The organism is Planomonospora corallina (genome assembly GCF_042650625.1).
GTDB lineage: Bacteria > Actinomycetota > Actinomycetes > Streptosporangiales > Streptosporangiaceae > Planomonospora_B > Planomonospora_B corallina.
On the sequence record NZ_JBHSBM010000017.1, the window covers coordinates 424,265 to 448,897 of the forward strand.

The window sequence follows — 24,633 nt, forward strand, 5'->3', positions numbered from 1 at the left end:
CGGGACCGGTGCAGCCCGGCCGGTGACCGCGCGCCCCGGGCCGCTCCCGGCCGGAGGCCGGTGCGGGCGGACGGGCCGGTCAGGCCGGTGCAGGCGGGCGGGCCGGTCAGGCCGGTGCAGGCGGGCGGGCCGGTCAGGCCGGTGCAGGCGGGCGGGCCGGTCAGGCCGTGGCGCGGGTGCGGCGGCGGGCCTCGGGGACGATCAGCGGGGTGCCGCTCTGCGGGTCGGGGATGATCTCGCAGCGCAGGTCGAAGACCTCCTGGACCAGCTCCGCGGTGACGATCTCCGCCGGGTCGCCCTCGGCCACGATCCGGCCCGCGCGCATCACGATCAGATGGGTGGCGTAGCGGCAGGCCTGGTTCAGGTCGTGCAGCACCGCGACCAGCGTCCGGCCCTGCTCGTGCAGGTCGGCGCAGAGGTCGAGGACCTCGATCTGGTGGGCGATGTCGAGGAAGGTCGTCGGCTCGTCCAGCAGCAGGATCGGGGTCTCCTGCGCCAGTGCCATGGCCAGCCAGACGCGCTGGCGCTGACCGCCGGAGAGCTCGTCCACGCACCGGTCGGACAGGTCGGCCACGCCGGTCGCCGCCATGGCCGAGGCCACCGCGATCTCGTCCTCCTTCGACCACTGCCGCATCAGCCGCTGGTGCGGGTAGCGGCCCCGGCCGACCAGGTCGGCCACGGTGATGCCGTCCGGCACGATCGAGGTCTGCGGGAGCAGGCCGAGCCGGCGGGCGACCTCCTTGGAGGGGAGCGAGGTGATCAGGGAGCCGTCGAGGTGGACCGCTCCGGCGCAGGGCTTGAGCATGCGGGCCAGCGCGCGCAGCGTGGTGGACTTGCCGCACGCGTTCGGACCGATGATCACCGTGAAGGAGCCGTCCGGGATCGCCACGTCGAGGCCGGTGGCGACCACGCGGTTGTCGTAGGAGAGCGTCAGGCCGCTGCCCTGCAGTCTCAACGTCGTTCCTTCCGGAGCAAGAACACCAGGTACGTGCCGCCGATCGCGGCGGTCATGATCCCCACGGGCAGCTGGGCCGGGGCCAGCAGGCGCTGCGCGGCCAGGTCGGCCGCCACCAGCAGGACCGCGCCCGTCAGGGCGGAGGAGACCATGGTGACGCCGGGGGAGCCGGTGATCCTCCGGGCCAGCTGCGGGGCCGCCATCGCGACGAAGACCACCGGGCCCGCGGCGGCGGTCGCGACGCCGCAGAGCAGCACGCCCGCGGCGACGGCCGCCGCGCGCACCGGCTCGACCCGGATGCCGACGGCCCGGGCCGAGTCGTCGCCCATCTCCATCATCCGCAGCGGGCGCGAGAGCAGCGCGCAGACCGGCAGGAGCAGCGCCACCACGGCGGCCACCGGGAGCGCGTGCTCCCAGCCGCGCCCGCTCAGGCTGCCGGTGAGCCAGGCGCCCGCGGTGGCGGCGTCGTTGATGTTGGCCCGGGTGAGCAGGTACCAGTCGGCGGAGGTGAGCAGCGCGCTGACGCCGATGCCGACCAGGATCAGCCGGTGGGCCTGCACCCCGCTGCGGAAGGCCAGCGCGTAGACCACCGCCGCGCAGGCCACGCAGCCGAGCAGCGAGCCGCCCGCGACCTGCCAGGCGGTGCCGCCCAGCACGACCGTGAGGATGCCGCCGGTCGCGGCGCCGGCGGTGAAGCCGATGAAGTCCGGGCTGCCCAGGGGATTGCGGGTGAGGCTCTGGAAGATCGCCCCGCTCAGCCCGAACGCCGCGCCCACCAGCAGGCCGGTGACGACCCGGGGCGCGCGGAGCCTGCCGACGATGAGCTCGGCGGCCGGGGTGCCCTGGCCGAGGAGCGCGTCGACGATGTCGGGGACCGGGACGGTGAACTCGCCGGTCGACAGGGCGGCCAGGCTGACGGCGATCCCCGCCGCGATGAGGGCGGCGCCGGAGACGAGACCGCGCGGGGAGAGCCGGAGGGACCAGGAGGCGACGCGCAGGGCGATCACGGCGCCGCGCCGCCGGGGGGAGATCGGGGTGGTCGTCATAGGGCGGCGAGCCTCCTGCGCCGGGCGAGAAGGATGAACACCGGCGCGCCGACGAGGGCCCACATGATGCCGACCTGGATCTCCCCGGGCCGGGCGACGACCCGGCCGAGGATGTCGGCGCCGAGCAGCACCACCGGGGTGAGCACGACGGTGTACGGCAGGAGCCAGCGCTGGTCGGGACCGGTGAGCAGGCGTACCGCGTGCGGCACGACCAGCCCGACGAACCAGAGCGGCCCGACGGCGGCGGTGGCGGAGCCGCAGAGCAGGGTGATGGCCAGCGCGGTCAGCCCCCGGGTGCGGCCGATGTCCACGCCCAGGGAGCGTCCCGCCTCCTCGCCCAGCGCCAGCGCGTTGAGCGGCCAGGCCAGCAGCAGGCCGAGGAGCAGCCCGGCGAACATGAACGGCGCCAGCCGGACGGCGACCTCGGCGGTGGCCCCGGCCAGCGATCCGGTCAGCCAGAACCGCATCCGGTCGAAGGTGGCGCTGTCGGCCCGCAGGATCGCCGAGGAGGCCGCCTGGAAGACCATGCCCAGGGCCACGCCCGCCAGCGCCAGCCGTACCGGGCTCGCGCCGGACCGTCCCGCCGAGCCCAGCGCGTACACGGCGACCGCGGCGAGCGCCGCCCCGGCGAAGGCGAACCAGACGTAGGCGGCCGGGTCGGAGACGCCGAGCAGGCCCAGGGCGACGGCCACGCCGAGCGCGGCGCCGTTGTTGACGCCGAGCAGGCCGGGGTCGGCGAGCGGGTTGCGGGTCAGACTCTGCATGAGCGCCCCGGCCAGGCCGAGGGCCGCGCCCACCCCGGCGCCGAGCAGCGTGCGCGGCACGCGCACGTCCCGGACCACGGTGTGGTCGGTGGAGCCGTCGAAGGCGGTCAGCGCGTCCAGCACCGTGGCGAACGGGACGGAGCGGGACCCGACCGCGATGCCGGCCAGCACCAGCAGCGCCAGCACGCCCAGGCCGCCCAGCAGCCCGGCGGCCAGCAGGGCGGAGCGCCGCCGCTGCCGGGCCCGTGCCTCGCCCGAGGCGACCGTGATCACGTCGGCCGTGCCCACCGGGCCTCCTTTCTCCCCATATGCGATGCGCTTAGGCAAGGCTAATCTAAACAGGGAGTGCTCAGCAGGGGACCGGGGGCGGCTCAGGCGTAGGCGCCGCGGACCTCGACGATCTCGGCGAGCGGGAACTCCAGATAGTCCCCGGCCTCCTCGCACCAGGCGTCCAGCACGCCGCTGCGCAGCTCGCCGTGGCTGATCGTGGCGGTCAGCCCGTCGGCCAGCGTGATCGCCGCCCGCACGCCCCGGTCCACCACGAAACCGAGCAGGGACTGCTGGGCGGTCGGCAGCCGGGAGGCCATGCGCCCGATGACCGCCCAGGTGCGGCCGGCGGGCCGGCCCTCCTCGCCGCCGGAGGCGAGCAGCCGCCGCGCGTGCTCGAGGGGGTCGGGCACCGGCTCGGCCAGGGAGTGCACGGACTGCTCCAGCTCGGCCACCTGCCCGCCCGGCAGCAGGATCAACCGGCCGCCCTGCGGCTCCTCGGGCCGGGTCCGGCGGACGGTGATCTCCCCTCCGTCCTCGACCGCCACCGGGGCGTAGCCGCTGTCCCGGAGTGCGGCCAGGGTCCGGTCGGCGGGCACCGCGCTGGCCAGCACGGTCGGGGCGAGCAGCCGCAGGCCCAGCCGGGCCAGCCGCCGGTGGGCGGCGATCTCGGCCAGCAGCACCGGGTCCGAGGCCTGCACGATGCAGGCGACCGTGGTCACGGTCACCTCCCCGTGCCGTCTGGCCACATCGCGCACGAGGTACTCCAGGGGCTGGGGGACCGTGCCCACCTCGGCCAGCTCGGCCAGCAGCTCGTCGGGGCGGTGCCCGGCGTCCAGGGCACGGCGGACGCTCGCCGCCGAGAAGCGCCAGACCGAGGCGGCGCCGCGCGACTCCCGGTCGGCGGTCCGGTCCAGCAGCTCGGCCAGCTCCGCCGAGGGCGGACCGGTCACCACCGCCGTCAGGTCGGCGCCGAACAGCGCGCTCCGCCGCACGCTGGCCAGGGCGCGGACGGAGCACTCGACCAGGGCCGGGTCGTGCTCGACGCGGGGGCGGGCGTCGTCGGCCTCGTCCCCGGCCTCGCCGTCCAGGGCCGCCAGCGCACGCCCCAGGTCGGTGATCGCGTCGTGGGCGACCAGGCCGAGCAGCCGGGCCTCCTCCAGCACCCCAGGGGCGCACTGGGCCAGCAGCTCCCGGTCCAGGAGGGGGGCGTGCCAGTGGGCGAGGCGGACCAGGCCGCCGGTGTCGGCGCAGGCGGTGTCCGCCGGGAGGCGGGCCAGCACGCCGAGCACCGTCCGGCGGATCCGGGCCACCGCGGGCCCCGCCGGGTCGTCGCCGAGGAGCGTGCCGTACCTGCCGCCGACCCGGCGCAGCGACGAGCGCTCCATCCGCCACCAGGCCGCCAGCAGCACCCGGAGCCGGGCCGGCGCGTCGTCCAGCCGCCAGCGGTCGAACCGCTCGGTGGGCACCAGCCCGCCGGCGGACTCGTCCCAGGCCAGCAGGCGGGCCACCGCGCAGATCTCCAGCAGCAGCCGGGTCTCGTCCTCGTCGCAACCGGTCTCCCTGGCCACCCGGCGGACCTCGCGCACGCCGATCCCGCCCGCCTTGAGCAGCGGCAGCGGGGTCTTGGCGGTGTTGTCCAGCAGCGCGGCGCAGCGCTCGACCACGTGCGGGGCGGCCAGCGTCATCAGGTGGTCCACGCTCTCGGGATCCACCGGGAGCGTGGCGAGGTCGGGCGGGCGGGGGGTGAAGGGCGGGCGGTAGTCGGGGCCGCGCAGGGCCAGCGCCACCTCCCGGGGCATCTCGGCCACGTTCCAGCTGGTGCGGAAGAGCAGACCGTGGTCGGCGGCCCACTTCTCCGGCGAGCCCGGCACGGTGAACCGGCCCCCGTCCACCTGGCGGACCGGCCCGTCCCAGACGAAGTCCTCCAGCAGCCGGTCGGTGCCCTCCGGAGCGCGGGCCAGCAGGGCGGTGACCCGCGAGGGCGCCGTCAGCACCTCGGCGACGCCGGCGGCCATGCGCCGTTTGGGACCGGGCGGCAGGCCGAGTGAGCGGGCGAGCGCGCGCAGGGCGTCCGCGCTGACCGTCCAGGAGTCGAGGTAGCGGGCGAGCGGCGTGCCGAGCCCGCAGGGAGCCGTCCACCAGCGGGCGAGCGCGCCGACGACCCGGACCCGGCCCTCGCCGTCCGTCCAGGCCAGGGCGTGGTCGGCCAGCAGGCCGAGCCAGGGCGCCACCTCCGCCTCCGGCGCGCCGAGGAGCTCGGCGAGCGCCGCGGGGCGGTCGGACTCGCCGGCGCCGTCACCCAGGGTGAGCGCGGCCTCCACGACCTCCAGCGCCGGCAGCGGCAGGCCGCGCAGCGCCTCCATCACGGCGAAGCCGCCGCCCAGCCGCTGCGCCAGGGTGCTCAGGCGGCGCGGCCACGGAGGGTCGATGGCGTCCGGCCGGTTGGCCAGGATGCGGGCGAGCCGTTCCTCGTCGAGGGTTCTCAGCCAGCCGAGCAGGTGATCGTCCATCTCGCAGCTCTCTTACGGAATCTCGCGTGGGGACTCTCCGTGAGCCATGGCCCTCAACGGTAGTGCAGAAGGCATCTCATCAGGGGCTGCACCACGCAGAATGCGACGAGCTTGGCCGAACGGGCGTGGTGTGGCGCTCGGAGGGGGGTTTGCACCGGTCCCGGGTCCGGCGGGCGGGGGTGCCGGACCCGGGACCGGTGGGGCGCCGGATGAGGGGAAGAGGCGGCGCCTTTTTCCGGGGAAGGCTCGGGGTGGGGCGGGCGGGACGCGGTGTCCTCGCGCCGGGGCGCCGGGCTCCCGCGCCGGGAGGCCCGGACCCGGCTGCCGGGTCGGGGTGGTCGGGGTCGGGGGCGGGGTCGTGGCCCGCGGGGCCGGGCCGGACGGGGTCAGGGGCGGAGGACGGCCCAGACGATTTTGCCGTACGGAGCGAGCGGTGCCCAGCCCCAGCGCACGCTCAGCGACTCGACGATGTGCAGTCCCAGCCCGCCGATCTCGAGCGGGGAGGGGTCGCGGAGGGCGGGGGTGCCGGCGCCCGGGTCGTTGAGCGCGCAGGCCACCAGGCGGCCCCGGCGGATGAGCGAGAGCCGGACCGGCTCCCCGCTCCGGGAGGAGGGAGCGAGCCTCAGGCCGTGCCGCAGGGCGTTGGTGGCCAGCTCGGAGACGACCAGTCCCATGTTCTCGGCGAGCTCGTCGAGCCGCCACCCGGCGAGCGCCCCGGCCGCGAAGCTGCGCGCGGAGTGGACCGACCCGGCGTGCGGGGGGAGCACGAAGGTGGCGCTGGCCTCGGCGGCCCCGGTGCCGGCCTCGATGTGGGCATCGGCGCCGGTCCCGGCGGCGGGGGAGCCGGCGGGCGGGGTCAGGAGGTCGCGCGCCGGGTCGGGCCACCAGCCGACGGGCGGCCACCAGTCGAGCGCCGTCCAGGAGGGGCGGGAGGGCGCGGTTCGGGCGGACTGCACGCAGATCATGATGGACCGAACTCCCGTGCATGTGCAAGAGCGGATGCACGTGCACAAGCAGGGTGCAACCGCTACGGTTACCCCTGTTTCGGCAGTCCGTAAAGAAAGGGGATCTTGCTCGCGACAGGGGAGATCCCGGGTCGCGGAATGACACACTGTTGATCAGGAAGCGAGCGAGGAGCACCACGTGTCCATGGACCCCCCGGGTACCGGTTCCACCGTCCGGCGCATCATGCTCGGCGCGAGCCTGCGCCGCCTGCGTGAGGAGAAAGGGCTCACCCGCGAGGCGGCCGGATTCCACATCCGCGCCTCCGAGTCCAAGATCAGCCGTATGGAGCTGGGCCGCGTGGGTTTCAAGACGCGGGACGTGGAGGACCTGCTCACCCTGTACGGCGTGCTCGACAACGCGGAGCGGCGCAGCCTGCTGGAGATGGTCCGCGAGGCGAACACCCCCGGCTGGTGGCACAAGTACGGCGATCTGCTGCCGAACTGGTTCGCCACCTACGTGGGGCTGGAGGAGGCGGCGAGCGTGATCCGCACCTACGAGGTGCAGTTCGTTCCCGGTCTCCTGCAGACGTCGTCCTACGCGCGCACCGTGATCCGGCTGGGCTACCCGGACGTGCCCGACGCCGAGATCGAGCGCCGCGTGCACATGCGCATGCAGCGGCAGGAACGCCTGACGAAGAAGGACGGCCCCCGTCTGTGGGCCGTCATCGACGAGGCGGCGCTGAGGCGGCCGATCGGAGGCAGGGAGACCATGCGTGAGCAGCTCCGGCACCTGCTGGAGGTGGCCACGCTGCCCAACATCACCCTCCAGGTGATGCCCTTCCGGTTCGGCATGCACGCGGCCGAGGGCGGCGCGTTCAGCATCCTGCGATTCCCCCAGTCCGACCTGTCGGACGTCGTCTACGTCGAGCAGCTCTGGGGTGCCCTCTACCTGGACAAGCGTGAGGACATCGATCCCTACCTCACGGCCATGGAGCAGCTGTGCGTGGAGAGCACCACGCCCGGGGGCACCGCCGAGGTCCTCGGCGACCTTCTCAGAGAGATCTAAATGAAGCACACCTACAACGGCATGCCGGCCACGGAGCTGACCGGGGCCCGCTGGCGCAAGAGCCGCCACAGCAACTCGACGGGCAACTGCGTGGAGCTCGCCGAGTTGCCGGACGGCAGCGTCGCGGTCCGCAACTCCCGCTTCCCCGAAGGGCCCGCCCTGATCTACACCCGCGACGAGATCCGCGCGCTGGTGCTCGGGGTCAAGGACGGGGAGTTCGACAGCCTGACGGTGTAACGCCGTTTTCACACACCGGGCCCATGGTTAACCCGGGGGCACCGGCCGTGTAACAGAGGAGGAGGGCCGTCCGGGCAGAGTTCGGGTCACACTCATCTGGGGGCTTGAACATGATGGACCGGACGACCCTGTATCCCGTGGCCGACGACGTGCTGTTCGCACCGGGCGGCCGTGTCGTCATCCGCACCTACGGCGTCGCCCAGGCGCACCGGGCGGACGGCGCGGACGGCGCGGACGCTCCGGTGGCCTACCGCACCTGGGTCACCGGAGTGCGCGACCAGCCGCGCTACTGGTGCTGGAGCCACTTCGAGGACGCCTGCCACGGGCACCGCAGGGTCGTCGAGTGGCTGACCGGCCGGGGCCCGCTGCCCGCCGCGGTGGCCGCGGCCTGAGCCGCCCGCCCCGAGCGGCCGACGCTCCCCTGTACGGCCCGCACCCGCCGCGCCGCCGGCCGGGCGCTCCCCGTACGGCCCGCACCCGCCGCGGTGGTCGCACGGGCGGTCCCCGGTACGGCGGCCGGGCCGGGGACAGAGGCGCGGATCAGGGACACGGACCGGGATCAGGGGCAGGTCAGGGGCACAGGCCGGAGTCAGGGGCAGGAGACGAGCTCCTCGGCCACCAGCCCGGCGCCGATCCCCATCAGCCAGACGTCCTTGGCGATCGCGTTGCCCTCCGGGGTGGGACGCAGGCTCCCCTCCTGCCGCAGTCCCGGTGTCTTGAGGTACAGGCCGAGCAGTCCTCCGGCGAAGGCCGTGAGCGCGAGGCCGGCCAGCAGCGACGGCACGACGGGGACGAGCAGCGCCGCGCCGAGCGCGATCTCGGCCCTGGACAGCAGCCGGGTGAACTCCTCGGGGTCCATGTCCGCGAGGAACGGGTAGGTCCCCGCCGCCATCCCGTGGAGCCCGGTGGCCGTCTCCCTGTCGGCGGAGCCCTTGGCCAGTCCCGAGTTCAGGATGATCGCCCCGGCGGCGGACCGGGCCGGGATCTGGTGGGCACGGGCCAGGATTCTCATGATCAGTCCTTCCGGTGGTGGATCGGACCCGAACCCCGTTTCCTACCCGCCCGCCGCTGCCCCTTCCGGTCCCGCCGGTAGTGCTTTGCGAGATCCCCCTTGACCGACCTCCGCTCCCGGCTCCCACCGCCGGCCCGGCCGGCGGCCGGTCAGACCGGGGCGTTCCAGGTGAGGATCACCGGCCGGCCGTGCTCGAAGCCGAGACGCGAGTAGGTGCCGGTGTCCAGCCGGAGGAAACGGCCCTCCTCGGGATCCTGGCCGATCCAGCGGGCGGCCAGGATCCGCAGGTAGTGGCCGTGGGCGACCAGCGCGACCGCGCCGGTGGCCGCCCGGGCGCGCTCGAGGACCCGGTCGGCGCGGGCGCCGACCTGCGCGATGCTCTCGCCGGGGTGCGCGGCGTCGCCGGGGACGACGCCGTCGCGCCACAGGTACCAGTCGGGGCGGGTCTCGCGGATCGTCGCGGTGGTGATGCCCTCGTAGCCTCCGTAGTCCCACTCCCACATGTCCGGGTCGGTCTCGTAGCGGTCCAGCCCGGCGAGCTCGGCCGTCCGGCGGGCCCGCAGGGCCGGGCTGACCAGCACCAGGCCGAAGCGCCTGCCGGAGATCAGCGGGGCGAGCGCCCGCGCCTCGTCCTCGCCCCGGAGTGTCAGCGGCATGTCGGTGCGGCCGGTGTGCCGCCGGTCCCGGCTCCACTCGGTCTCGCCGTGCCGGAGCAGAATCATCTCGTCCATGGTGGGTCCATCATGCCGTCTCGGCTCCCGCGGACCCCGGGCGAGGGTGCCTCCGGGCCTCCGCGCGCCCCGGGAGCGCCGCGGTGACAGGGGTGCGGGAGGGGTGCGGCAGAGGTGCGGTCCGGCCGGCAGGCCGGTCAGACGCGTCCGGATGCCGGGGGAGTTGGTACCGTTTGTCCGACGCGCAGTGTGTAGCGAAGTCCGGTGCGAGTCCGGCGCTGTCCCGCAACTGTCATGGCCTCCGGGCCGAGCCAGGTCGCCTGCCACCGCGCCGACGCCGTCGACCCTCGCGGAAAAGGGTGGCCCGTCGCGTTCTCGCGGGTCCTCGGTTCCAGCAAGTGAAAGGACCTCCCCGTGCGGCCCGTACGCACCGCCTTCGCGGGCGCTCTCCTGGGTGTGCTGACCCTGGCCGGTTGCGGCCAGAGCGCCACCACCGCCTCTCCGAGCACCTCCTCTTCCTCCTCCGGAGCTCCTTCCGCCGCCGCGCCGGGCTTCCCGGTCACGGTCGAGGCGGGCAACGGCTCCGTCACCATCGGCGCGCGGCCCGAGCGCATCGTCTCCCTCTCGCCCACCGCCACCGAGGCCCTCTTCGCCGTCGGCGCCGGGTCCCAGGTCGTCGCGGTGGACGACCAGTCCAACCACCCCGCCGAGGCGCCCAGGACCGACCTGTCCGGCTTCAAGCCGAACGCGGAGGCGGTCATCGCGCACAAGCCCGACCTGGTCGTGCTCGCCACGGACACCGACGGCATCGTCGCCAAGCTGACCAAGGTCGGCGTCCCGGTGCTGCTGGAGCCCGCCGCCGCCAAGCTCGACGACGCCTACGACCAGATCGCCGACCTGGGCGCGGCCACCGGCAACGCCGCCGGGGCCGAGCAGGTCGTGGCCGGCATGAAGAAGAAGATCGAGGAGGCCGTGGCCGCCGCGCCCAAGGACGCGAAGCTGACCTACTACCACGAGCTGGACACCACGCCCTACTCGGTGACCTCCACCACCTTCGTCGGCCAGGTCTACTCCCTGTTCGGCCTGACCAACATCGCCGACAAGGCCCCGGACCTGGCCGGCGGCTACCCCAAGCTCTCGGCGGAGTTCGTCGCCCAGGCCGACCCCGACCTGATCTTCCTGGCCGACACCAAGTGCTGCGGGCAGTCCGGGGAGACCCTCGCCAAGCGCCCCGGCTGGTCCAAGCTCTCCGCCGTCACCGGCGACCGGGTGATCGCCCTCGACGACGACATCGCCTCCCGCTGGGGACCGCGCGTCGCCGACCTCGTCCAGCAGGTCGGCGAGGCCGTGGGCAAGGCCGCGGCGAAGTAGGTGACCCCGCCGCCCCGCCGCGCCGGCGCGGCCGGCCGCACCGAGGACCGGGTCCCGGCCGCGGGGGAGGACCCGGTCCTCCCCCGCGCCGACGGGTCTCCGGCCGCGGATCCCGCAGCGCCCGCCGAGCTCGCAGAGCCGGCAGCCTGTGGGCCTTCGGCCGCGGAGCCCCCAGCCGGCGGATCTTCCGCCGGTGGGTCTTCCGCCGGCGGACCTTCCTCCGGCGCCCCGCGGCGGGCGGCCGGGCTGCGGCCCGGGCCGCTCGCGCTCGCGCTCGGCGCCCTGCTGGCCGCCGTGGTCGCCGGGCTGCTGGGCGGAGCGGCCGGCATCACCCCCCGGCAGGTCGTGCTGCAGCTGGCCGACTGGCTCCCGCTGGTCTCCGCCGACGCCGGGCTCACCCCCGTCGAGCAGAACCTGCTGCTGGAGCTGCGCCTGCCCCGGGTCCTGCTCGGCGCGGTCGTCGGCGGCCTGCTCGCCCTCGCCGGGGCCGCCTACCAGGGCGTGTTCCGCAACCCGCTCGCCGACCCCTACCTGCTGGGCGCCGCCGCGGGCGCCGGGCTCACGACCACGGCGGCGATCGTCTTCCTGGAGGGGAACGACGTCTCCCTCGTCATCCCGGTCGCGGCCTTCACCGGGGCCGTGGGCGGCGTGCTGCTCGCCTACGCCCTGGGCAACGTCGCGGGCCGAGGCGGCGGGACCGCCACCCTGGTCCTCGCCGGGGTCGCCGTCTCGTCCTTCTTCACCGCCGGCCAGACGTTCGTGCAGCAGCTCGGCGTCGACGAGCTCGAACGCATCTACGCCTGGATGCTCGGCGACGTCGGCGGAGGCTGGGAGAAGCTCACCCTCGTCGCCCCCTACGCGGCCGTCTCGGCGGGCGTGCTGCTCCTGCACGGGCGGGTGCTCGACGTGCTCTCCGTCGGCGACGACGAGGCCGCCAGCCTCGGCCTGCACGCCGCCCGGGCCCGGCTCGCCGTCCTGCTCGCCGCCTCCCTGGCCACCGCCGCGGCCGTGGCCGTCAGCGGGCTGATCGGCTTCGTCGGCATCGTCGTCCCGCACGTCGTGCGCCGCCTGGCCGGCGGCTCCTACCGGGTCGTGCTCCCGCTCTCCCTGCTGGGCGGCGCCGCCTTCCTCGTCCTCGCCGACGTGATCGCCCGGACCGCGCTCGCCCCGGCCGAACTGCCCATCGGCGTGGTCACCGCCTTCGTCGGCGCGCCCTTCTTCGTCGCCGTGCTGCGCATGACCCGGCAGGGGACGGCATGAGCCGGATCCGGGCCGAGGGCCTGGGAGTCTCCCTCGACGGCAGGGAGGTGCTGTCCGGGGTCGACCTGCGGGTGCGCGACGGCGGCTGGCTCGCCGTGATCGGGGCCAACGGCGCGGGCAAGTCCACGCTGCTCAAGGCGCTGGCCGGGGTGCTGCCCTGCACGGGCGAGGTGCTGGTCGGCGACATGCCGCTCCGGCGCCTGCCGCCCCGCAGGCGGGCCCGGCTGATCGCCTACGCCCCGCAGTCCCCGGCGCTCCCGGCCGACATGACCGTCTTCGACTACGCCCTGCTGGGCCGCACGCCGTACATCCCGTATCTGGGGCGGGAGAGCCGCGCCGACCGGGAGGCGACGGCGTCGGTGCTCCGGCGGCTGGGGCTGGAGCCGTTCGCCTCCCGCCGGCTCGGCCGGCTGTCCGGCGGCGAGCGGCAGCGGGTCGTGCTCGCCCGGGCGCTCGTCCAGCAGGCGCCCGTCCTGCTGCTGGACGAGCCGACCACGGCCCTCGACCTGGGCCACCAGCAGCAGGTCCTGGAACTCGTCGACCGGCTCCGGCTGGCCGACGGGCTGACCGTGGTCACGACCCTGCACGACCTGAGCGTGGCCGGGCAGTACGCCGAGGAGATGGCGCTCATCTCGCGCGGTAGGGTGGCGGCCTCGGGAGCGCCCGCGGACGTGCTCACCGAGGAGCTGATCGACGAGCACTTCGGCGCCCGCGTCCGGGTCGAGACCGGCCCCGGCGGCAGGCCCGGAGTCCACCTGGAGCGCCCCCGATGACCGTGATCCCCCCGCCGGGCCGTACCGGGCCCTTCACGCTGGGCCACCGCGTGGAGGACGGGGTCCGGCTGGCCTCGCTGCTGTGGCGGTTCGGCCCCGGCCTGCGGGCGGTCTCCTCCGCGCTGGTCGGCGGCGGCATCGGCCCGGTCGAGTGGGTGCTGAACGCCCAGGTGCCCGGGGGCTACGCACGCATGGACCCGGTCGAGCACCTGCGCGAGCTGGCCCCGCCCGGCCCCGGCGTCGGCATGCTCACCGCCGCCGCGGTGGAGCGCTTCACCCGGGCCGCCGACGGCGGGGCGCGGGCCGTGGCCACGGTCGGCCTGCGCGTGCCCACCTGGGCCGCCTCCCCCGAGGGGGTCCCCGACCCCGAGCTCGCGCCCATGCGCCTCGCCTCCCCGCCCGCCGGTCCCGCGTCCCCGTCCGTTTCCCCTCCCGCAGGGCACGGCCCCGCGCCCACGGCTTCTCCGGCCGGTCCCGCGTCCGCGGCGCCGTACGTCCCCGGCACGATCAACATCGTCGTGACGGTCCCGGTCGCGCTCAGCGACGCCGCGCTGGTCAACGCGGTCATGACGGTGACCGAGGCCAAGACCCAGGCGCTCGTCGAGGAGGGGTTCGCCTGCACCGGCACCGCCTCCGACGCCGTCTGCGTCGTCGCCCCCGCCGAGGGCCCCGAGGAGCCCTTCGGCGGCCCCCGTTCCGTCTGGGGCGCCCGCGTCGCCCGCGCCGTCCACCGGGCCGTACGGCAGGGCGCCCGCGACTGGGCCCACCGTGACGGCCTGAACACATGAAGTGAGGAAATTCCGGGAAGTAGCATGTCGGCGAGGCCGGAGCTCTCCATAATCAGGCGGGTGACGATGATGGCAACGACGGAGCCGGTGACGGAGCCGAAGGACGAGCGGACGGTTCTGGCGGGGAGGCCGCCGTTCACCGTCGACGACCTGCTGCGGTTCCCCGACGACGGGAACCGCTACGAGCTGTTCAACGGGAGCTTGCTGGTGAGTCCCTCGCCTGTCCCCCTGCACCAACTCGCGATCGCGCGCCTCCTGCGGATCCTCGAGGACGCCGCGCCGCTGGAACTCCAGCCGCTGCCGGAGGTCAACCTCCGGGTGGGGCCCCGTGACTTCTTCATCCCCGACCTCGTCGTGGTGCCGGCGGAGACCGTCGAGGCGAACGAGCTGATGTTCCGGCCACAGGACGTCCTGCTGGCAGTCGAGATGGTCAGCCCCAGCACGCAGGGGCGCGACCGGCATCTGAAGCGCTCCGCCTACGCCGAGGCGGGCATCCCGCTCTACTGGCGGATCGAGCTCGACGAGGGGCCGGCGCTGTACGTCCACGAGCTCGCCGACGGCGAGTACAAGCCCGCCGACAAGCACGAGGCGGGGGAGACCGCCGCCCTGACCGCCCCGTTCGAGGTCGCCTTCGACCCCGCCGCGCTCCTCCGCCGCCGGGGCTGACCGCCCGCCGCGGGGGCCGATCCTCCGCCGCCGGGCCTGACTATCCGCCGTGGGGGCCGATCCTTCGCCGCAGGGGCCGGACGGAGGCCGCCGCGGCGGACGGAGAACGGCCCCGCCCCCGCCGGGCGCGTTCCGGGGCCCGGCCGCTGATCGGTTATGGGATCGATGCGCTGTTCACCCGGCGCTCTATTGACTTCCGGCGATAGGTTGCGACCCTGGTCCTATCCCCTAGGGAGTGGCGATGCGGCGGCTCGGAACGGTTCTGGCACTCCTCGGCGGCTGCGCGCTCGCGGTCGCCGCGATGCCCGCCGCCCTGGCGCACGAGCACCCCAGCGGGATCACCGACCTGGTGACCCCCGCGGTGGTCCGCGTCGAGGCGACGGCGCACGTGGAGATCACCCTGCTCGACCACCTCGACGACATCGTCCACATCAAGAAGGAGTACGAGGTGCCGATCGGCAGCGGCACCGGGACGGTCGTCAACCCCGAGGGCGCGGTCGTCACCCTGACCCGGGTCGTGGAGACCGGCAAGGACGTCAAGGTGTACGCCGCGAACAAGATCTTCGCCGAGCACCACAAGGTCGACGTCCCGGCGGACTTCGAGCGGCACAAGCTCGATGACGACCGGCTCGACCGCCACCTGCAGCAGTGCTATCCGCCCGAGAGGTCCACCGCGACCTGCATCATCGAGGCCACCACCGAGATCCGGATCTTCCCCAACATCGCGCCCGCCGACGACGAGGGCTTCCGGGCCGAGATCGCCCGGGCCGGGGACAGGCCCGACAGCCCGGCGGTGCTGGTCCCGGTCGGCCGGGCCGACGGCGGGACGGGCATGCCCACCGCGCCGCTGGGCGCCAAGGTGCCCGACACCGAGGGCGCGCCGGTCGCGGTCGCCGGGTTCACGGGGCGGCCCGCGGCGGACCGGCCGGAGACCGTGGAGATCGCCCACCTGCGCGCCGGGGGCGCCGGCGACGGCGGCCGGCGGTTCAGGGACCCCGAGGGCAAGGCCGACGAGCCGGTGAAGCTGGGCGCCCTCATCGACAGGGGACTGCTCGGCGGACCGGTGATCGAGGACAAGAAGGGCGAGGTCGTCGGGCTGCTGGTGGGCGGCGGCAAGGACGGCCGGATGATCGGCGTCCGGGAGATCACCGCCGCGCTGGCCGAGGCGAAGGTCACCGCCCGGCGCGGCCCGATCGACGCCGCGTTCGAGCAGGCGCTGACCCGCTTCCACACCAAGTACTACGGCGACGCCGTCCCGGCCTTCCAGCGCGTCCTGGACCTCTACCCGGGGCACGTCGTGGCCGCCGCGCACCTGAAGACCTCGCAGGCCAAGCGGGGCACCGCCGAGGACGAGGGGACGAGGAGCGCCGCCGCGCCCGCCGGCGACGGTGGAGGCCCGCCGCTCTGGCCGTTCCTGGCCGGCGGCGGGGTGCTGGTGGCGGCCGTGGTCGCCGGGGCGCTGCTGCTGTGGCGGCGCGCCGCCCAGGACGGGCCGGGCGAGGAGGGCGGGACCGTGGAGACGGGCCCGCCGGTCCCCGAGCCGCCCGTCGGCCTCCCGCGCCGGCCGCAGGCCGACGAGGGCGCCAACCCCACGGTCGTGGTCGGCCGGTCCTTCCCCGCCCTGCCGAAACTCCCCTCCGGCGGGCCGTCCACGGGGCCGGGCGGTCCCGTGCTCGTCGCCCGGGGACCGGGCGCGGACGGCACGGCGGGCGGGAGCACGGGCGGCGCCCGGGGCTCCGGCGCGGACGCCGGTCCGGGGACCGGCGGGACGGGCACCGTGCCGCAGCCCGTCGCGGGCGGCGCAGGTCAGAAGTACTGCACCGCCTGCGGGATGCGGCTGGGCCAGGCCCACCGGTTCTGCGGTTTCTGCGGGCATCCGGCCGAGGTGTGACGGCGCCGGTGAACAACGAGAGAGCGCTCATCGGCCAGGACGTGGCGGGCTATCGCGTCGAGGACGTCATCGGCAAGGGCGGCATGGCCGTGGTCTACCTCGCCGTGGACTCCCGGCTCGACCGCCGGGTGGCGCTGAAGGTCCTCAACCCGCTGCTCGGCGAGGACGACCGGTTCCGCCAGCGCTTCATCCTGGAGTCGCGGACGGTCGCCGGCATCGACCACCCCAACATCATCCCGATCTACGAGGCGGACGCCGCCGCCGACGGCACCCTCTACATCGCGATGCGCTACGTCGACGGCCCCGACCTGCGCCGCCTGCTGCAGGAGCGGGGGCCGCTCCCGGTCAGCCAGGTCAACCGGATCTTCGCCCAGGTCGCCGCCGCGCTGGACACCTCGCACGCGCACGACCTGATCCACCGGGACGTCAAGCCCGCCAACATCCTGATCGCCGGGCACACCGAGGGCGAGCACGTCTACCTCACCGACTTCGGCATCACCAAGCACCGCACCTCCATCTCCGGGCTGACCCAGACCGACCAGTTCATCGGCACCCCCCGCTACATGTCGCCCGAGCAGATCAACAAGGAGACCATCGACGGCCGCTGCGACCAGTACGGCCTGGCCTGCGTGGTCTACGAGGCGCTCGCCGGGCGGCTGCCGTTCCAGCGCGACAATGAGATCGCGCTGCTCTGGGCGCACCTGGCCGAGCCGCCCACGCCGCTCACCACGCTCCGGTCCGAGCTGCCGCCGGAGGTCGACGCGGTGATGGGGCGGGCGCTGGCCAAGGCGCCGGAGCAGCGCTACGCCAGCTGCACCGAGTTCGTCACCGAGCTGCGGGACGCGATCAGCGGCCAGTCCTACCGGATCCAGGAGACCCGGCCGAGCACGCGGAAGGTGCGCGCGTCCCGGCCGGGCGGGCGGCGCATCCTCGTCGGGGCCGGGGCGGCGATCGCGGTGATCGTCGCGCTGGTGGCGGCGCTCGCCGTGGTCCTGCGCGGAGACGACGCCTGGGCCGCCCACCGGGGGTCGGACGCGGTCCCGGTCGCCTTCGAGCACCCCGCCGACTGGACGACGATCCAGCACGCGGACGTGTTCACGGTCTCCGCGCCGCGGGCCGAGGAGTTCCGGACCCTGTTCAGCACGCCGGTGACCGCGGACTGGGCGGCCGTCAACGAGATCATCAGGACGGAGCCGGAGGAGGCCACCGGCGTCTACGCGCAGACGCTGGACACGCTCGACCCGCGTGGCGGGTCCCAGCAGCTCCAGGAGACCCTGCAGTCGTCGCTGCCCGGCACGGTGAGCGTGCTGTCCGAGGTGGTGCAGGTCCGGGTCGGCGGGCGGCCCGCCGTACGGCTGGAGGGCACGATCGCCGACCCGCAGCAGGGCGGGCGGCTGGACTTCGTCGGGTACGCGGTGGAGCGGCCGGACGAGCCCGCGCTCATGATCTACTTCTGCGCGCCGAGCCGCTGCGACGACACGCTGGCGGGCAGGCTCGTGCGGAGCGTGTCCTTCCCGGCCTCCTGAGGGCGCGCGCCCGGGGCGGGCCGTCCGAGGACTTGTGGCCCACTTGTAAGCGACTTGTCTGGGCGGTTTGTCCGGTATGCAATGGAAGGGTGACGGTTTAGTCTCCCGGCATGGCGCTTTCCCTCCCCCTTCTCCGGCTCCCCCGCACGGCGCCGGGCACGGCCTCCGCGAGCGGCGCCGCGGCGCCCTCACCGGTGCGCCCGGGACGGGCCGGCGCCGCGAGGGCGGGTTCCGGACTTCCGCACGGCTCCCGCTTTTTCCGAGGAGGCAGCAGCATGAACGACGTCATCCGCATCGTGATCGCCGACGACCAGGCGATGGTCCGCGCCGGGCTCAGGCTCGTCGTGGAGAGCGAGCCCGGGATGGAGGTCGTCGGGGAGGCCGCGGACGGGCTGGAGGCGGTCTCCACGGCCCGCCGCACGCGGCCGGACATCGTCCTGATGGACATCTCCATGCCCCGCATGGACGGCCTGGCCGCGGCCCGGGAGCTGCTCGGCGGACCCCACCCGCCCAAGGTCGTGATGCTCACCACCTTCGACACCGACGAGAACCTCTACGCCGCCCTGCGCGCGGGGACCAGCGGCTTCCTGCTCAAGGTCTCCCCGCCCGAGCAGCTCGTGGAGGCCGTCCGCGTCGTGGTCGGCGGCGACGCCCTGCTGGACCCGGCGGTGACCACCCGCGTCATCGCCTCCTTCGCCGGCCACCACGAGCCCGTGCCCCCGCCCAGGCTCTCCGAGCTGACGCCGCGGGAGCTGGAGGTGCTGCGCTACCTGGCCCGCGGCCTGACCAACGCCGAGATCGCGCGCGAGCTCTTCGTCGGGGAGGCCACGGTCAAGACCCACGTGGCGCGCGTGCTCATGAAGCTGCACCTGCGCGACCGCGCTCAGGCGGTGGTCTTCGCGTACGAGTCGGGCGTGGTGCGGCCGGGCGCGGCCGTCGGGTAGTAGGAGATCCACTCCTCGCGGCTCATCCGCAGCAAGCGCACGCCGACCGAGCCGAGCGCGACGACCGGGGCGACCCAGAACGGGATGGTCAGCGGGCCGTACTCGAACGCCATGGAGGCGAGGTAGCCGACGGCCACGGTGAGCGGGACCCACCAGTGCGCGGCCCCCGCCCGCCAGACGGCGACGGTGAGCAGCGGCAGGCCCAGCATGGCGAAGACCGTCCACGGCAGCTGGTAGCCGATGAGCATGCCGGGCAGGTCCATCATCTGCTCGAGGTACTCCTGCGCCTGCTCGGGGGAGTGGCGCCGCCCCAGCCACCACTCGACCGGGTCGGTCATCAGCAGCGCCGACATGGTGATGTAGCCGGTGACGGTCATGGCGCCGCTGATGTGGCCGAGCACGACCGCGCGGCGCCGGACCACGTGCAGCAGCCCGAAGGCCGCCACGGCCATCAGCATCCAGCTCCAGTGGTAGAGCACCGACTCGGCCTGGGCGAGTGCCGGGTTGGCGCCGTAGCTGACCGCCTCGCGGTCGTCGCCCCAGGTGCCCGGGTCGATGACGACGGCGACGGCCTGCAGGAGCGGGGCGACGATCAGCAGCACGCCGGAGGCGACGCGCCGGAAGTCGGCCGAATCTCTGATCATGGGGGTTTCCTCACCTGTGCTCGGGGCCTGACCGGCCCGACGCCGAGGAAGGTAGTCGGCGCGGCCGCGCCCGGTCGTCCGCCCCCGGGCTGATCCGGCCTCCCTCTGCGGAGGTAAGAGGCGTCACCCCGGCGGGAGGCGGGCCCGGTACGGCGAGGAGTCCGGGATGCGGACGGCGGCCATGACTTTTTCCGGCGGCTCCCTCCGGACGCCCGGTGAGGTCCATGCCGTTGATCAGTCGATATGCATCCGGAAACTTGACTTTCCCTTTTTACTTACTGTGCGTAATGAATGATGATCAAAATCGGTGTTGACGGGGTGCGGACCCGCTGGTGATCATGTGGGCCGGTTCTTTTATGTCTGCTTTATGACGTGAGCGCCCTTTCATGACGCCGCACGTTTCGCATGTTCTCGGGCGGCTGCCGGAGGGCCGGCAGTGCTCGTTGCGGCCGCAGGAGGTGCCGTTCGTCAACGACGCCGACAGCGGGCGGATCATCGCCCAGGTCGACGCGGCCGCCGCGCCGCCGGGCCGTACGCGGGCCGAGGCCGTACCGGGCATCACCGATCCCGCGGGCGCGCCGTCGGACGGCTCCGTCTACCTGCTGATGTCCTCCGCCGCGGCGACGGCCTCCTCCGGTACGGCGGGCAACTTCGAGGCGACCGACCTGAAGCCGTCGGGCACGTGGCAGACCGGACTGTCGTCCGGCTCCTTCACCTACTCCTATCCGCTGCCGGAACCGCCGTCGCCGTCCGGATCCGGTCCGGGACTCTCGCTGGCCTACGACTCGTCCACGGTCGACGGGATGACGCGGATCTCCAACTCCCAGTCCGGCTGGGTCGGCCTCGGCTGGGACGTGGCGGGGCTCGGCTTCATCGAACGCCGTTACCGGGCGTGCTCCACCGACGTGCTGCCCAAGCAGGCCAAGCACCCCTACCAGGAGGACAGCGGGCACCAGTGCTGGGAGTCGCCGGACGAGAACGACGGCGACGACGCCACCTCGGACCCGACCAACTCGGAGCTGGTGCTGTCCCTGGACGGGAGATCCTCCCGGCTCCTGAAGGACCGCGAGACCGGCCAGTGGAAGACCGAGAACGACTTCGGCTGGCGGATCCGGCTCATCGGCGACGACGGCTCCGGCGGCAGCGGCTCCTCCTGGGAGATCACCACCCAGGAGGGGGACGTGCACACGTTCGGCTCCAGCCGGAGTCGCGCTGGCAGATCCCCTTCATCGGCGACGACGCGGGTGAACCCTGCCACGGCTCCTACCCCGCACCGCCCTCCGGCGGCTGGCCGCTCCACCCTCCGGGGGACTACACCCCCGACGAGCCCGAGCCGGTCCCGTCCTGCACGGGCGTGTGGCGCTGGAACCTCGACCGGGCGGTCGACGCCAAGGGGAACGTCACCGAGTACTCCTGGACCCGCGAGACCAACCAGTACGTCAAGGAGTACAAGACCTGCTGGAACGGGAGCGCCTACGTCCCGTGCAACGTCGCGGTGGAGTACGACCGGGGCGGCTACCTGAGCCGGGTGCAGTGGGGCGCCAACACCAACGTCGCGGGCAGCGCGGCCACGGCCAGGACGGTGTTCAACTCGGTACGGCGCTGCGCCGAGGGCATGGCGGTCGACGACCCGCTGGCCGACCCGGTCGCCGACCCGTGCGCCGAGGCGCCGCCCGCGCCGACGCCCACGGCCAACCCGACCGGGTCGTGGAAGCACGAGTGCTACGACATGGTCTGCACCACCTCCTGGGACGTTCCCGCCGACCTCGACTGCTCCACCGGGAGCAACGCGTGCCTTCCCGGCTCCCCGGTCTTCTTCCTCTCCAAGCGGCTGGATTCGATCGTCACCCACTCCCGGCCCAACGCCCAGGCGGCCTGGGAGGACGTCTCGAAGCTGCAACTGAGGCAGCTCTACCTGACCAAGGGCGACTGGACGTCCTCGGGCGCCGACGACCCGGCGATGTGGCTGGACTACATTCGCCCGGTCGGCACCGCGGGCACGGGTGAGATCAGACTGCCCGCGGTCGAGTTCGACGCGGTCAAGCCGTTCGGGTTCCGCACCGAGTTCTACGACGGGAGCCTTCCCGCAGGCTCCCCGGACGCGGGCGAGCACTCGTACCTGGTCGCGCTGCCGCGCATCGCCCGGGTGCACAACGGGCTGGGCGGCCGGATCGAGGTGAGCTACGGCCAGGAGAACCCCTGCCCGACCAGCGGCCTGCGCGACCAGTCGTGGTCCGAGGCCGGATTCGACTGCTTCCCCCAGTTCCAGTACTGGGGGTGGGCCCGCACCGAGGACGACAGCTACAGCCCGCAGGTCCGCCGCCCGGTGCTGGCCGTGCACCCCAAGTTCCTGGTGAAGCGCGTCGTCGAGCGGGACATGGTCGCCGGATCACCGGCGGTGGTCACCTCCTACGAGTACCAGGGCACGCCGGCCTGGGAGCTCGAACGCAACTATCTGACTCACGAGCTCGACGAGATCACCTGGAACGACTACCGGGGCTACGAGACCGTGCGGACGGTCAAGGGTTCCGGAACCGACCCGGAGGGATACTCGGTCAACTCGACCACGTTCTTCCGGGGCCTGCACAGGGACCACGAGCCCAGGTCGGTCACCGACTTCGAGGGCAACGCCCACCGGGACTTCCGCTGGCTGGCCGGGCAGGTGCTGGAGGAGCGGAGCTGGCGCCGTACGGCCGCGCAGGGCGGCGACGGGGGAGGGACCGGGATCGGGCCGGTCGCCCCCGCGGCACCGGGCCGCGTCGTGCGGGCGGCCACCGCCTCTCCGTCCGAGCGGGCGGTCAAGGAGAAGACGATCGCGGCGGGCGCGGCCCCCGCCCCCGCACCCGCGGCCTCTCCGGAGGCCGCGACGGAGACCGCCGCGCCGCAGGGCACGGAACCGGCCTCCCCGCAGGTGTCCGCGCCCCTCCGGGACAAGGACGCCGCGCTGGCCGAGGCCGGGAAGACCGGTTCCCCCGTGGAGGTGAGCGCCGAGACCACCGAACGGTCGATCACCCATGCGCAGCCCGACGGCCGTACCTTCACCACCGAGCTGTCCCCCGGGCCGGTCCGGGTGAAGCAGGACGGCGCCTGGGCTCCCGTCGACACGACCCTGGTCGAGCAGGACGGGGTGCTGCGGCCCAAGGCCGCCCTGGCCGACGTGCGGATCTCGACCGGCGGGGAGGGCGCGTTCGCCACCATGAGCCACGGCACGGGCGACTCGTTCGGGTTGCGCTGGCCCACGCCGCTGCCCAGACCCCGGATCTCCGGGAACGTCGCGACCTTCACCGGCGCGGCGGGCCCGGCCGACCTGGTCGTCACCGCGCTTCCCACCGGCTTCCGGTACGACGTGGTCCTGCGGGAGCGGCCCGCGGGACCGGTGGAGTACCGCGTCGAGGTCGAGACCGAGGGACTCAGCCTGTCCGAGGACGCCTCCGGCGGGCTGCGGCTCACCGACGAGCACGGCAAGGCCGTGGCCGCCGCACCCGCCCCGGCCATGTGGGACTCCCGGCGGCCCGGCTCCGGCCCGCGCTCCGGCAAGCCCGCCCGGCCGGGATCGGCGGCCCGGGAAGACGGCGGCTCCGATGCCGGCGCCGTGTCGCAGACGCCCGGCAGGCTGGGCGAGGTCTCCGCCGACGTCACCGGTGACGCTTTGGTGATCAAGCCCGACCCCGGGTTCCTGGCCGATCCCGCGACCGTCTACCCGGTCACGGTCGACCCCACGACCACCCTCGGGGTCACCGCCGAGACGTCGATCGGCGACGACGGCGCCGTCTACTCGACCGCGGGGACCCTGCAGACCGGCCGCCTGGTCATGTCCACGGCCACGGGAGAGAAGGAGCTCTACCGGTCCTACCTGGGATTCGACACCTCCTTCCTGAACGGCGCCACGGTCTCCTCCGCCTCGCTGAGGCTCCAGAACGACTACGCCTCCGACTGCAGGAGCACACCGCAGATCGCCGTCAAGCGGGTCACCGGTCCCTGGCGCCCGCTCGGCGCCGACGACCCCGACGGCGACGTCACCGACTGGGACAGCCAGCCCGAGAGCACCTGGTCCGGATACGCCCTCAACCAGGGCTGCGCATCAGGTGCGGCCTGGACCTGGGACGTCACCACGATCGCGCGGGCCTGGGCGGCGGGGGAGCCCGGCCACGGGCTGCTGCTCCTGCTGGACGAGGAGCTCCCCAAGACGCTGCCGGACTACATCGCGGACTTCCACTCCTCCACCCGGCCCGGCGGCACGCCGCCGAAACTGACCCTCACCTACACCGCGGGGACCTCCACCCCGACCCCCACCCCGACCGGTGGGGCGGCTCAGACCCTGCGGCTCCCGCTGAGCGCCGACGCCGGGGTGAACAACTGGGGCTACGACGGAGACGACGACGCCCTGCTCGCGGTGGGCACCTACGACTTCACCACGATGGACCGGGCCGACCTGTCCCGCGCCTACCTCAAGTTCGACACCGCCGCGCTGGCGGGCAAGACCGTGATGGACGCCAAACTGACGCTCACCTCGGCCTCCGGTTACGGCTGCGGTACGGCGACGCAGGGCATCCGCGCCCGCCAGGTCACCGGCGACTGGAGTTCCGGCTCACTGGGCTTCGGCAGCGAACCCGCCACCACGGACCAGGGCGCGACGCTGCAGGACGCCCCCGGCACCTGCACCGCCGAAGGGGAGGTCACCTGGTCGATCAAGCAGATCGTCCAGGCCTGGGCCGACGGCGCCGCCAACCACGGCGTCCAGCTCGCCGGCCATCCCGAGAGCGGCATCATGTACGAGCGCTACTTCGCCTCGTCCCGCTCGACGGACTCCGGGGCGGCTCCCACGCTGACCGTCACGGTGGCCTCGAACACCCCGACCCCGACCCCGACGGTCACGCCTTCGACGACCCCGACGGCCACCCCGACCGTCACGCCCATTCCCGGGACCGGATCCGGCGCGAGCAACGAGACGACCCTCACGCTCGCACCGGTGAGCGACACCACCGTGGAGTCGGTGGGGAACTCATACGACACACCGGACGAGGATGTGCTGATCGTGGGCGGGGAGTCCGTCTCGGTCAACGGCGAATACAAGGTCAACTACAGTCGGTCATACCTGAAGTTCGACGTCTCCGCGCTCGCCGGCAAGCAGGTGCTCGACGCCCGGCTGGAACTGCACAACAACGAGACCTGGTGCCACCCGAACTATCCCGGCGTGTATCTGTCCAGGGTCACCGAAGACTGGACCGCCGGCCGGATGACCTAGGCCGGACAGCCCGACACCCACCTGTGGGACGACTCGGTCAGCGAATGCCG

Annotated in this window: 21 protein-coding genes and 1 riboswitch; of the genes, 13 read left to right on the forward strand and 8 right to left on the reverse strand. The window is 74.0% G+C overall.

From position 1 onward, the window contains the following. Positions 1–160: 160 nt before the first annotated feature. The 5 genes from ACFOWE_RS15115 to ACFOWE_RS15135 form a co-directional block, all read right to left on the reverse strand. Positions 161–955 (reverse strand): ABC transporter ATP-binding protein, encoded by a 795-nt coding sequence (locus ACFOWE_RS15115; RefSeq protein ID WP_377288090.1) that lies wholly within the window; start codon positions 953–955, stop codon positions 161–163. Further along, positions 952–2,001, reverse strand: a complete 1,050-nt coding sequence (locus ACFOWE_RS15120; RefSeq protein WP_377288092.1) for a FecCD family ABC transporter permease — start codon at positions 1,999–2,001, stop codon at positions 952–954. Before ACFOWE_RS15120 ends, ACFOWE_RS15115 begins: the two co-directional genes overlap by 4 nt. Continuing rightward, a complete protein-coding gene (locus tag ACFOWE_RS15125; protein WP_377288094.1) occupies positions 1,998–3,053 on the reverse strand; it encodes a FecCD family ABC transporter permease in 1,056 nt (351 codons plus the stop codon). Before ACFOWE_RS15125 ends, ACFOWE_RS15120 begins: the two co-directional genes overlap by 4 nt. Positions 3,054–3,136: 83 nt before the next feature. Continuing rightward, a complete protein-coding gene (locus ACFOWE_RS15130) occupies positions 3,137–5,545 on the reverse strand; it encodes a helicase-associated domain-containing protein (RefSeq protein WP_377288096.1) in 2,409 nt (802 codons plus the stop codon). 386 nt (positions 5,546–5,931) lie between these two features. Then, on the reverse strand, positions 5,932–6,510 hold the full coding sequence (locus ACFOWE_RS15135) for an ATP-binding protein (RefSeq protein ID WP_377288098.1): 579 nt from the start codon (positions 6,508–6,510) through the stop codon (positions 5,932–5,934). A gap of 184 nt (positions 6,511–6,694) precedes the next feature. On the opposite strand from ACFOWE_RS15135, the gene ACFOWE_RS15140 reads away from it, so the two are divergent. The 3 genes from ACFOWE_RS15140 (at position 6,695) to ACFOWE_RS15150 (ending at position 8,184) form a co-directional block, all read left to right on the forward strand. Continuing rightward, positions 6,695–7,555, forward strand: coding sequence for a helix-turn-helix domain-containing protein (locus ACFOWE_RS15140; RefSeq protein WP_377288100.1), 861 nt, complete (start codon positions 6,695–6,697; stop codon positions 7,553–7,555). Beyond that, the gene (locus tag ACFOWE_RS15145; RefSeq protein WP_377288102.1) at positions 7,556–7,792 is read left to right on the forward strand and encodes a DUF397 domain-containing protein; all 237 of its coding nucleotides are present in this window, start codon (positions 7,556–7,558) and stop codon (positions 7,790–7,792) included. Between the two features lie 110 nt (positions 7,793–7,902). Continuing rightward, on the forward strand, positions 7,903–8,184 hold the full coding sequence (locus tag ACFOWE_RS15150; protein WP_377289128.1) for a hypothetical protein: 282 nt from the start codon (positions 7,903–7,905) through the stop codon (positions 8,182–8,184). 197 nt (positions 8,185–8,381) lie between these two features. Here the strand turns inward: ACFOWE_RS15150 and ACFOWE_RS15155 are convergent, their stop codons facing one another. Both ACFOWE_RS15155 and ACFOWE_RS15160 read right to left on the reverse strand, forming a co-directional pair. Further along, complete coding sequence (locus tag ACFOWE_RS15155; RefSeq protein WP_377288104.1) at positions 8,382–8,804, reverse strand: hypothetical protein; 423 nt, start codon at positions 8,802–8,804, stop codon at positions 8,382–8,384. A 149-nt stretch (positions 8,805–8,953) separates the two neighbouring features. Beyond that, entirely contained in the window at positions 8,954–9,535 is a 582-nt protein-coding gene (locus ACFOWE_RS15160; protein ID WP_377288106.1) for a histidine phosphatase family protein, read from the reverse strand. Between the two features lie 147 nt (positions 9,536–9,682). Further along, positions 9,683–9,817: riboswitch (cobalamin riboswitch) on the forward strand. Between the two features lie 72 nt (positions 9,818–9,889). Here ACFOWE_RS15160 and ACFOWE_RS15165 point away from each other — a divergent pair. The 8 genes from ACFOWE_RS15165 to ACFOWE_RS15200 all read left to right on the forward strand — a co-directional run bounded on the left by ACFOWE_RS15165 (position 9,890) and on the right by ACFOWE_RS15200 (position 18,694). Continuing rightward, positions 9,890–10,846: an ABC transporter substrate-binding protein gene (locus ACFOWE_RS15165; protein ID WP_377288108.1), complete on the forward strand. Its 957-nt coding sequence runs from the start codon at positions 9,890–9,892 to the stop codon at positions 10,844–10,846. Positions 10,847–11,131: 285 nt separating this feature from the next. Next, positions 11,132–12,106 carry a FecCD family ABC transporter permease gene (locus tag ACFOWE_RS15170; protein ID WP_377289130.1) on the forward strand — a complete coding sequence of 325 codons (975 nt, stop codon included), beginning with the start codon at positions 11,132–11,134 and terminating at the stop codon, positions 12,104–12,106. Further along, a complete protein-coding gene (locus ACFOWE_RS15175; protein ID WP_377288110.1) occupies positions 12,103–12,879 on the forward strand; it encodes an ABC transporter ATP-binding protein in 777 nt (258 codons plus the stop codon). Before ACFOWE_RS15170 ends, ACFOWE_RS15175 begins: the two co-directional genes overlap by 4 nt. Further along, positions 12,876–13,667 (forward strand): adenosylcobinamide amidohydrolase, encoded by a 792-nt coding sequence (locus ACFOWE_RS15180; protein WP_377288112.1) that lies wholly within the window; start codon positions 12,876–12,878, stop codon positions 13,665–13,667. Before ACFOWE_RS15175 ends, ACFOWE_RS15180 begins: the two co-directional genes overlap by 4 nt. A 66-nt stretch (positions 13,668–13,733) precedes the next feature. After that, on the forward strand, positions 13,734–14,333 hold the full coding sequence (locus tag ACFOWE_RS15185; RefSeq protein WP_377289132.1) for a Uma2 family endonuclease: 600 nt from the start codon (positions 13,734–13,736) through the stop codon (positions 14,331–14,333). Positions 14,334–14,574: 241 nt separating this feature from the next. Then, a complete protein-coding gene (locus ACFOWE_RS15190; protein WP_377288114.1) occupies positions 14,575–16,224 on the forward strand; it encodes a hypothetical protein in 1,650 nt (549 codons plus the stop codon). 8 nt (positions 16,225–16,232) lie between these two features. Further along, positions 16,233–17,750, forward strand: coding sequence for a serine/threonine-protein kinase (locus tag ACFOWE_RS15195; protein WP_377288116.1), 1,518 nt, complete (start codon positions 16,233–16,235; stop codon positions 17,748–17,750). A 275-nt stretch (positions 17,751–18,025) separates the two neighbouring features. Further along, positions 18,026–18,694 carry a response regulator gene (locus ACFOWE_RS15200; protein ID WP_377288118.1) on the forward strand — a complete coding sequence of 223 codons (669 nt, stop codon included), beginning with the start codon at positions 18,026–18,028 and terminating at the stop codon, positions 18,692–18,694. Here the strand turns inward: ACFOWE_RS15200 and ACFOWE_RS15205 are convergent. Beyond that, entirely contained in the window at positions 18,634–19,338 is a 705-nt protein-coding gene (locus ACFOWE_RS15205) for a hypothetical protein (RefSeq protein WP_377288120.1), read from the reverse strand. The genes ACFOWE_RS15200 and ACFOWE_RS15205 overlap by 61 nt on opposite strands. Before the next feature lie 386 nt (positions 19,339–19,724). On the opposite strand from ACFOWE_RS15205, the gene ACFOWE_RS15210 reads away from it, so the two are divergent. After that, entirely contained in the window at positions 19,725–20,861 is a 1,137-nt protein-coding gene (locus tag ACFOWE_RS15210) for a hypothetical protein (RefSeq protein ID WP_377288122.1), read from the forward strand. A 1,970-nt stretch (positions 20,862–22,831) separates the two neighbouring features. Next, positions 22,832–24,583 (forward strand): DNRLRE domain-containing protein, encoded by a 1,752-nt coding sequence (locus ACFOWE_RS15215; RefSeq protein WP_377289134.1) that lies wholly within the window; start codon positions 22,832–22,834, stop codon positions 24,581–24,583. The last annotated feature ends 50 nt before the right edge of the window (positions 24,584–24,633 follow it).

Excerpts from the sequence above, each read along its gene's own strand:
- ACFOWE_RS15120 (WP_377288092.1), bottom strand. The coding sequence starts at position 2,001 with ATGACGACCACCCCGATCTCCCCCCGGCGGCGCGGCGCCGTGATCGCC.
- ACFOWE_RS15130 (WP_377288096.1), bottom strand. The coding sequence starts at position 5,545 with ATGGACGATCACCTGCTCGGCTGGCTGAGAACCCTCGACGAGGAACGG.
- ACFOWE_RS15135 (WP_377288098.1), bottom strand. The coding sequence starts at position 6,510 with ATGATCTGCGTGCAGTCCGCCCGAACCGCGCCCTCCCGCCCCTCCTGG.
- ACFOWE_RS15140 (WP_377288100.1), top strand. The coding sequence starts at position 6,695 with ATGGACCCCCCGGGTACCGGTTCCACCGTCCGGCGCATCATGCTCGGC.
- ACFOWE_RS15145 (WP_377288102.1), top strand. The coding sequence starts at position 7,556 with ATGAAGCACACCTACAACGGCATGCCGGCCACGGAGCTGACCGGGGCC.
- ACFOWE_RS15150 (WP_377289128.1), top strand. The coding sequence starts at position 7,903 with ATGATGGACCGGACGACCCTGTATCCCGTGGCCGACGACGTGCTGTTC.
- ACFOWE_RS15155 (WP_377288104.1), bottom strand. The coding sequence starts at position 8,804 with ATGAGAATCCTGGCCCGTGCCCACCAGATCCCGGCCCGGTCCGCCGCC.
- ACFOWE_RS15160 (WP_377288106.1), bottom strand. The coding sequence starts at position 9,535 with ATGGACGAGATGATTCTGCTCCGGCACGGCGAGACCGAGTGGAGCCGG.
- ACFOWE_RS15175 (WP_377288110.1), top strand. The coding sequence starts at position 12,103 with ATGAGCCGGATCCGGGCCGAGGGCCTGGGAGTCTCCCTCGACGGCAGG.
- ACFOWE_RS15180 (WP_377288112.1), top strand. The coding sequence starts at position 12,876 with ATGACCGTGATCCCCCCGCCGGGCCGTACCGGGCCCTTCACGCTGGGC.
- ACFOWE_RS15185 (WP_377289132.1), top strand. The coding sequence starts at position 13,734 with ATGATGGCAACGACGGAGCCGGTGACGGAGCCGAAGGACGAGCGGACG.
- ACFOWE_RS15190 (WP_377288114.1), top strand. The coding sequence starts at position 14,575 with ATGCGGCGGCTCGGAACGGTTCTGGCACTCCTCGGCGGCTGCGCGCTC.
- ACFOWE_RS15200 (WP_377288118.1), top strand. The coding sequence starts at position 18,026 with ATGAACGACGTCATCCGCATCGTGATCGCCGACGACCAGGCGATGGTC.
- ACFOWE_RS15205 (WP_377288120.1), bottom strand. The coding sequence starts at position 19,338 with ATGATCAGAGATTCGGCCGACTTCCGGCGCGTCGCCTCCGGCGTGCTG.
- ACFOWE_RS15210 (WP_377288122.1), top strand. The coding sequence starts at position 19,725 with ATGACGCCGCACGTTTCGCATGTTCTCGGGCGGCTGCCGGAGGGCCGG.
- ACFOWE_RS15215 (WP_377289134.1), top strand. The coding sequence starts at position 22,832 with ATGTGGGACTCCCGGCGGCCCGGCTCCGGCCCGCGCTCCGGCAAGCCC.